Below are 6705 nucleotides of genomic sequence, written 5' to 3' on the forward strand. Positions count from 1 at the left end.
TAACAGTGCAATGCATTGAACTGGAGGGCTCCGGTGACGGTGATCCTGGCGACCGCGTGCGCCATCGTGTACGGCACCGCCGACTTCTTCGGCGGCCTGGCCACGCGACGCTCCCAGGTGTTGTCCGTCGTCGTGCTCTCGCAGATCGCCGGCCTGGCGCTGATCCTCGCCCTGCTGCCCGTGCTCCCGGGCGCGTACGGCAACCTGGCCCTGACCTGGGGGCTGGCCGCGGGCCTGTCGGGAGCCGCCGGACTGACCCTGTTCTACCGCGCGCTGGCCACCGGCGTCATGTCGGTCGTGGCCCCGACGACCGCGGTCACCTCGGCCGCGCTGCCGGTGGTGTTCGGGCTGGCGACGGGCGAGCGCCCGCAGTTCTGGGCGCTGGTCGGGGTGGTGCTGGCGCTGGGCTCGGTGCTGCTGGTCAGCCAGGACAGGTCCGGCGGCGGGCGCGTGTCGCTCTCGTCGGTGCTGGTCGCGCTGGCCGCGGGTGCCGGATTCGGCGGTTTCTTCATCCTCCTCGCCCTGGCTCCCGACGGGACGGGGTTGTGGCCGCTGGTCGGCGCCCGGCTGTCGTCGGTGTCGGTGGTGGGCCTGCTGGCCCTGCTCACGCGGCGCGCGCTCAAGCCGGGCCCAGGCTCGTTGCCCATCATCGTGGCGGCCGGCGTGCTCGACATGGCCGCGAACGTGCTCTATCTGCTGGCGCAGCAGGACGGCCTGCTCAGCCTGGTCGCCGTGCTGGTCTCGCTCTATCCCGCGAGCACGCTGCTGCTGGCCAACCGCGTGCTCGGGGAGCGGCTGCGGGCCGTCCAGGTGGGCGGCGTGCTATGCGCGCTCGCCGCGGTGGCGCTCATAGCCGTTGCGCAGCATCTCTAGCCTTGCTACGTTTCGGCCGTGCGCCCTGAGCGGGCACGTTCCGATGGTGAGTCGTTGAAGCACGTAGCGGTGCCTTACAGCTCGGACGAGTCCTTTCTGGACCTGGCCGTACCGCGCGTGCGTTCCGCGCTGGACGAGGGCAGGCGCGTGCTGGTGATCGTCGGCCCGGCCAAACTGGCCGCGCTGGCCGACGCCCTGGGGCCCGAGGCCGGGCGCATCGACAGCCGGCTGTCCTCCTCCTGGTTCGACCACCCGTACCGGATGCTGGCCGCCTACCACGAGTACACGCGCGGCCGCCGTACCCTCGTGATCGGCGAGCCGAGCTGGGCGGACAAGAGCCCGCGCGACGTCAGGGAGCTCATCCGCTGCGACTCCGTGGTCAACGCCGCGCTGCGCGCGGCGGCCTCGATCATGTGGTGCCTGTACGACGTGCGCAAGGTCCCCGGCGACGTGGTCGAGTTCGCCCCGGTCAACCACCCCGTGTTGCTCGGCGCGGACGGCGAGGTGACGAGCGGCCGGTTCGTCGAGCCCCACGAGCTGGTGCTGGACCATGACCAGGCCCCGCTGCCCGAGCCCCCGAGCGACGCCGCGACGATCCGGTTCACCGGCAGAGAGCTCAAACGGCTGCGCCACAGCGTCGGCGACTACGCCAGGTCGGCCGGCATGGACCGCAACCTCATCACCTCGCTGGTGATCAGCGTCTCCGAGATCGCGGCCAACAGCGTGGAGCACGGGGCGGGATACGGCACGGTCGCGATATGGGTCCGCGACGGCGAGCTGGTCTGCGAGATCGCCGACCCCGGGGGCGCCTTGGACGACCCCTTACCCGGCTATATACCACCGGAGCCCGAATCCCCTCGGGGATACGGGCTCTGGATCAGCAGACAGCTCTGCGACCTCGTGGAGCTGCGCGCGGAAGGCGGCGTGTTACGCGTCCGCCTTCATTTGTCGATGGAGTCCTAGGCGGCGCGCTGGGCGGGAAGGCGCACGGCGCCCTCTTCGCGCACGTACTCCTCCAGCATCCCCCGAAGCTGACGGCGCCCCCGGTGCAACCGTGACATGACGGTGCCGATGGGCGTGCCCATGCGCTCGGCGATCTCCTTGTACGCGAAGCCCTCGACGTCGGCCAGGTAGACCGCCACGCGGAAGTCCTCGGGGAGGGAGCGCAGCGCGTTCATCACGATGTTGTCGGGCAACCGGTCGAGCGCCTCGGTCTCGGCGGAGCGCAGGCCGGTCGAGCTGTGTGACTCGGCGGCGTGCAGCTGCCAGTCCTCGATCTCCTCGGCGGCCGACAACTTGGGCGAGCGCTGCTTCTTGCGATAGTCGTTGATGAAGTTGTTGGTCAGGATCCGGTGCAGCCAAGCCTTGAGGTTCGTGCCCTCGCGGAACTGGTGGTAGGAGGTGTACGCCTTCGCCACCGTCTCCTGAACCAGGTCCTCCGCGTCCGCGGTGTTACGGGTCAGGCGCATGGCGGAGGCGAACAGCTGCGACGTCACGGGCACGACATCGCGCTCGAACCAGTCCTGACGCTGCTCATCGGTCATGGTGATCAATTCATTCCCCCTTGCGCTATCCCCCGTTTTCGGCACAAGCCGCCTGACGGCGGTTCCATCATCGCAAGACCCAGGTAAGGGACGCGTTAGGGAGGTTCCGCCTTGGCCAGAAGGGGTTTCCGTCCATCTGCTCGCGGCGTGCGTGGTCACGTCCACGGCCGGACAAGTCTCATTATCATAACACTACCCACCCAATCTTGCAGTAATAGTGGCGAGAGTCACAAGGGATAGCGTATGAGGATGAGTTTCGTGGACCGTCACGACCCGGGTACACGCCGCTGGGTGACTGAGGCCATACGCAAGGTCGAGGCCGACGCCAACCGTAGCTGCGACACACATCTGCACGTCTTTCCGCTGCCCTCGCGATGGGGAGTAAACCTCTACCTGAAAGACGAGTCAGTGCACCCAATAGTTCGCTGAAACACCGTCTTGCCCGCTCTCTATTCCTGTACGGCCTGGCCGACGGCTGGATCGGCCCCGCCACGACCGTCGTCGAGGCGTCGAGCGGATCCACTGCCGTGAGCGAGGCACATTTCGCCGGTATGTCCTTCATCGCGGTGACGCCCGCTTCCACTTCGCCGGAGAAGATTCATCTCATCGAGTTCTACGGCGGGAGGTGCCATTTGGTTGAAGATCCCGGTGCGATTTATGAGGAATCTCACCATCTGGCAACCGAGACCCGCGTCAGGGCTTGGCGGGATCCACGCCGAACAGTTTGGCCACGTCGTCCAGCATCGCGTGCGCCCCCTGGATCCCCACCGCGCTCATCCACGTCAGGTCGCTGACCTCGTGCTTGTCGCCCTTGAGCTTGTCCCAGAGCGGGTTGCCGACGAACTTCTCCTTCGGCCCATCAGATGAGGGATCCGGATATGTCGCGACGAAGATGTGGTCGGCGTCCAGGTCCGCGATCCGCTCCTGGCTCACGTCCACCGCGATCGCCTTCTCGTCGGTCGGCTGGCCCTCGGGACGCGGGAACCCGACGTCCTTCATGACCACCCCCGAGTAGGAGTTCTCCACGTACAGGCGGGTCGTCGGCTCGCCGGCGAAGCGCACGATCGAGATCGTCGGCAGCTCGCCGTCCTTCTCCTTGATCGCCGTGCCGATCGTGCGCGCCCGCCCCTCGAACTCCTTGATCTTCGTCTCCGCCAGGTCCTCCTTGCCCAGGGCCTGGCCCATGAGACGCAGGTTGTCCTTCCAGATGGCCCCGGTGGTCTCGCTGAACACGGTCGGCGCGATCTTCGACAGCTTGTCGTACAGCGCCTCGTGCCGCACCTTCGCCGAGACGATCAGATCCGGCTTGAGCGCCATGACCTTCTCCAGGCTCGGCTGCTCCAGGGTGCCGACCGGGGTGGCCTCCTTGCCGTACTGCTGCGCGACCGCCCCGAGGTAGTCGGGCAGTTTCGTATCTATCGACCGATACGTCGTGTACCCCACCACCGGCGTCTCCAGCGTCAGCACCGCGTCCACGAAGCTCTGGTCGAGCGCCACCACCCGCTTCGGCTGAGCGGGGATCACCGTCTCCCCCATCGCGTGCTTGACGGTCCTGAACGGGGCCGCGCCCGCCCGCGGAGGCTCACTCGTCTCCGCCGACCCACAGGCGGCCAGGCCCGCCAGGAGGACGACTCCGGCCAGCACGCGCAGAGGTCTCATCAGTTCTCTCTCTCGAAAAGTAAGGCAACCCTAAATTAGGTTAGCCCTGCCTAAGCTGGCATACTTCAGCAGGATCGGGCAATCATTGAGGAGGACATGGGTGAGCGCAACCGCCGTCGCCCCGCGCCTCCAAGGCATCCGCCACCGCCGGCTCACCGTCCTGCTCGTCCTGTTCGCCTCCGTGGCGGTCGCGGTGGTGCTGAGCATCACCATCGGCTCCAAGCCCGTGCCGCTCACCGACGCCTGGCACGCGCTCATGACTCCGACCGGTACCGAGAACGACATCGTCATCCGCTCGCTGCGCCTGCCCAGGACCGTCTTAGGCATCCTCGCCGGACTCGCGCTCGGCGTGGCGGGCGCTCTCATGCAGGGCCACACCCGCAACCCGCTCGCCGACCCCGGCCTGCTCGGGGTCACGCAGGGCGCGGCGTTCGCGATGGTGGCCTCGATCGTCCTGCTCGGCGCCTCCAGCCTGCTCGTCTACATCTGGTTCGGCCTGGCGGGCGCGCTGGTGGCGAGCGTGGCGGTGTTCGCGCTGGGCATGGTGGGCGGCAGGGGCGGCCCGACCCCGGTCACGCTCGCGCTCGCCGGAACCGCCGTCAGCGCCTTCCTGTACGCCCTGACCTCGGCCATCGTGCTGCTGGACGAGCAGGCCATGGACGTGTTCCGGTTCTGGCAGGCGGGCTCGATCGCCGCCAGGGGCGCCGACGTGGTGTGGCAGGTGCTGCCGTTCATCCTGGTCGGCCTGGTGCTGGCGATGATCAACGCCCCCGGCCTGAACGCGCTCTCCCTCGGCGAGGACGTGGCCAGGAGCCTCGGCCAGAACATCCCCATGACCAGGACCGTCGGCGTCGCCGCCGTCACCCTGCTGTCGGGCGCGTCGGTGGCCGCCTGCGGCTCGCTGGCATTCGTCGGGCTCATGGTGCCGCACCTCGCCAGGCCGCTGTCGGGCACCGACCATCGGTGGCTGCTGCCGTACTCGGGGCTGATCGGGGCGGCGCTGCTGCTGGTCACCGACGTGATCGGCCGCGTGGTGGCCCCTCCTGGCGAGCTGGAGGTCGGCGTGGTGCTCGCGCTGCTCGGGGCCCCGTTCTTCGTCGCCCTGGTACGCCGCAGGAAGCCCGTACGACTGTGATGACCACTCTCCCCCTCCGCGTCGGCGCACTGTCCTGGCGGCTACGGCTGCGTGGCGTCACCATCACCCTGGTGGGCGTCGTCCTGCTCGTCCTGCTCATGGCTCTGAACATGCGCATCGGCGACATCGACATGACGCTGCCCGAGGTGGTCGCGGGCACGTTCGACGTCAACAGCGCCGCCCACTTCGTGATCATGGAGCTGCGCCTGCCCCGCGCGCTCACCGGCGCCCTCGTCGGCGCCGCGCTGGCGCTGTCGGGCGCGATCATCCAGTCGATCGCGCGCAACCCCCTGGCCAGCCCCGAGATCCTCGGCGTCACCACCGGCGCCTCGGTCACCGTGGTGGCCGGCGTCGTGGCCAGCGGCAGCGCGGCCGGCGGCACGAGCGGCCTGCTGGCCTCCCTCGGCATCCCCGCGCTCGCCCTGCTCGGCGGCCTGCTCGGCGCCGCCATCGTGTACGGCCTGGCCTGGCGGCGCGGCCTGGACGGCTACCGCCTCGTGCTGGTCGGCATCGGCGTGGCCGCCGTGTTCACGAACGTCAAGTTCTGGCTGCTGACCGTCGGGGACGTCAACGACACCAGCCGCGCCATGGTCTGGATCAGCGGCTCACTCAACGGCCGGGGCTGGGAGCACGTGACACCCACGGCGCTGGCCCTGGTCGTCCTGGTGCCGCTGACCCTGCTCGGCACCCGCTCGCTCGACGCCCTGCGCTTCGGCGACGACACGATCACCGCGCTCGGCGTCCGGGTGAACCTGGCCCGCGCCCTGATGATCCTGGCCGCCGTGCTGCTGGCCGCCGTGGCCACCGCGTCGGCCGGGCCGATCGCGTTCGTGGCCCTGGCCTCGCCGCAGATCGCGCTGCGGCTCGCCCGCTCGGGCCGGCCGCCGCTGTTGTGCTCGGCGATCATCGGGGGCGTGCTCACCACGGCCGCCGACCTGATCGCCAGGACCCTGTTCTCCCCGCTCGAACTGCCCGTCGGCATCGTCACCGCGGTGCTGGGCGCCCCGTACCTGATCCATCTGATCTGGAGGTCGCGAAAGTGAGACTGCAGGCCGCCGACGTCAAGCTCGGGTATGGCGATCGCGTCATCGTCGATGGGCTCGACCTCGGCATCGAGGCGGGCACGGTGACCACGATCATCGGCCCCAACGGCTGCGGCAAGTCCACACTGCTGCGCGCCCTGGGACGGCTGCTCAAACCGCAGGGCGGTGAGGTGCTGCTGGACGGCAAGTGCATCGACAAGATCCCCACCCGCGAGGTGGCCAAGATCCTCGGCGTGCTCCCCCAGTCGCCCACCGCTCCCGAAGGGCTGACCGTGGCCGATCTGGTGGCCAGGGGGCGGCATCCGCACCAGACGTGGTACCGGCAGTGGTCCTCCGACGACGAGGGCGCGGTCTCGGCGGCGCTCGACATGACGGGCCTGGCCGACCTGGCCGAGCGGCCGCTGGAGGAGTTGTCCGGCGGGCAGCGGCAGCGCATCATGATCGCCATGGC

At 69.1% G+C, this 6705-nt stretch carries 7 protein-coding genes and 1 pseudogene; 6 read left to right on the forward strand and 2 right to left on the reverse strand.

Going from position 1 to position 6705, the window contains the following annotated elements:
• Positions 1-33 precede the first annotated feature (33 nt).
• Positions 34-873, forward strand: coding sequence for an EamA family transporter (locus ACFPZ3_RS40465; RefSeq protein ID WP_379519658.1), 840 nt, complete (start codon positions 34-36; stop codon positions 871-873).
• A 54-nt stretch (positions 874-927) separates the two neighbouring features.
• Positions 928-1836 carry an anti-sigma factor RsbA family regulatory protein gene (locus tag ACFPZ3_RS40470; protein ID WP_379519659.1) on the forward strand — a complete coding sequence of 303 codons (909 nt, stop codon included), beginning with the start codon at positions 928-930 and terminating at the stop codon, positions 1834-1836.
• Here the strand turns inward: ACFPZ3_RS40470 and ACFPZ3_RS40475 are convergent.
• Positions 1833-2417 (reverse strand): sigma-70 family RNA polymerase sigma factor, encoded by a 585-nt coding sequence (locus ACFPZ3_RS40475; protein ID WP_379519660.1) that lies wholly within the window; start codon positions 2415-2417, stop codon positions 1833-1835. The genes ACFPZ3_RS40470 and ACFPZ3_RS40475 overlap by 4 nt on opposite strands.
• Positions 2418-2666: 249 nt before the next feature.
• Between ACFPZ3_RS40475 and ACFPZ3_RS40480 the strand changes: the two are divergent.
• Positions 2667-3106 (forward strand): annotated as a pseudogene (locus tag ACFPZ3_RS40480) (pyridoxal-phosphate dependent enzyme); the annotation flags it as partial.
• 4 nt (positions 3107-3110) lie between these two features.
• On the opposite strand, the gene ACFPZ3_RS40485 reads toward ACFPZ3_RS40480, so the two are convergent.
• Positions 3111-4076, reverse strand: coding sequence for an ABC transporter substrate-binding protein (locus tag ACFPZ3_RS40485; RefSeq protein ID WP_379519661.1), 966 nt, complete (start codon positions 4074-4076; stop codon positions 3111-3113).
• A 100-nt stretch (positions 4077-4176) separates the two neighbouring features.
• On the opposite strand from ACFPZ3_RS40485, the gene ACFPZ3_RS40490 reads away from it, so the two are divergent.
• The 3 genes from ACFPZ3_RS40490 to ACFPZ3_RS40500 all read left to right on the forward strand — a co-directional run.
• On the forward strand, positions 4177-5211 hold the full coding sequence (locus tag ACFPZ3_RS40490; RefSeq protein WP_379519662.1) for a FecCD family ABC transporter permease: 1035 nt from the start codon (positions 4177-4179) through the stop codon (positions 5209-5211).
• On the forward strand, positions 5211-6254 hold the full coding sequence (locus tag ACFPZ3_RS40495) for a FecCD family ABC transporter permease (RefSeq protein ID WP_379519663.1): 1044 nt from the start codon (positions 5211-5213) through the stop codon (positions 6252-6254). The genes ACFPZ3_RS40490 and ACFPZ3_RS40495 overlap by 1 nt, the downstream gene beginning before the upstream one ends.
• On the forward strand, positions 6251-6705 hold a 455-nt coding region (locus ACFPZ3_RS40500; RefSeq protein WP_379519664.1), incomplete at its 3' end, for an ABC transporter ATP-binding protein. The genes ACFPZ3_RS40495 and ACFPZ3_RS40500, both read left to right, overlap by 4 nt.

It is taken from the genome of Nonomuraea insulae (genome assembly GCF_042656245.1).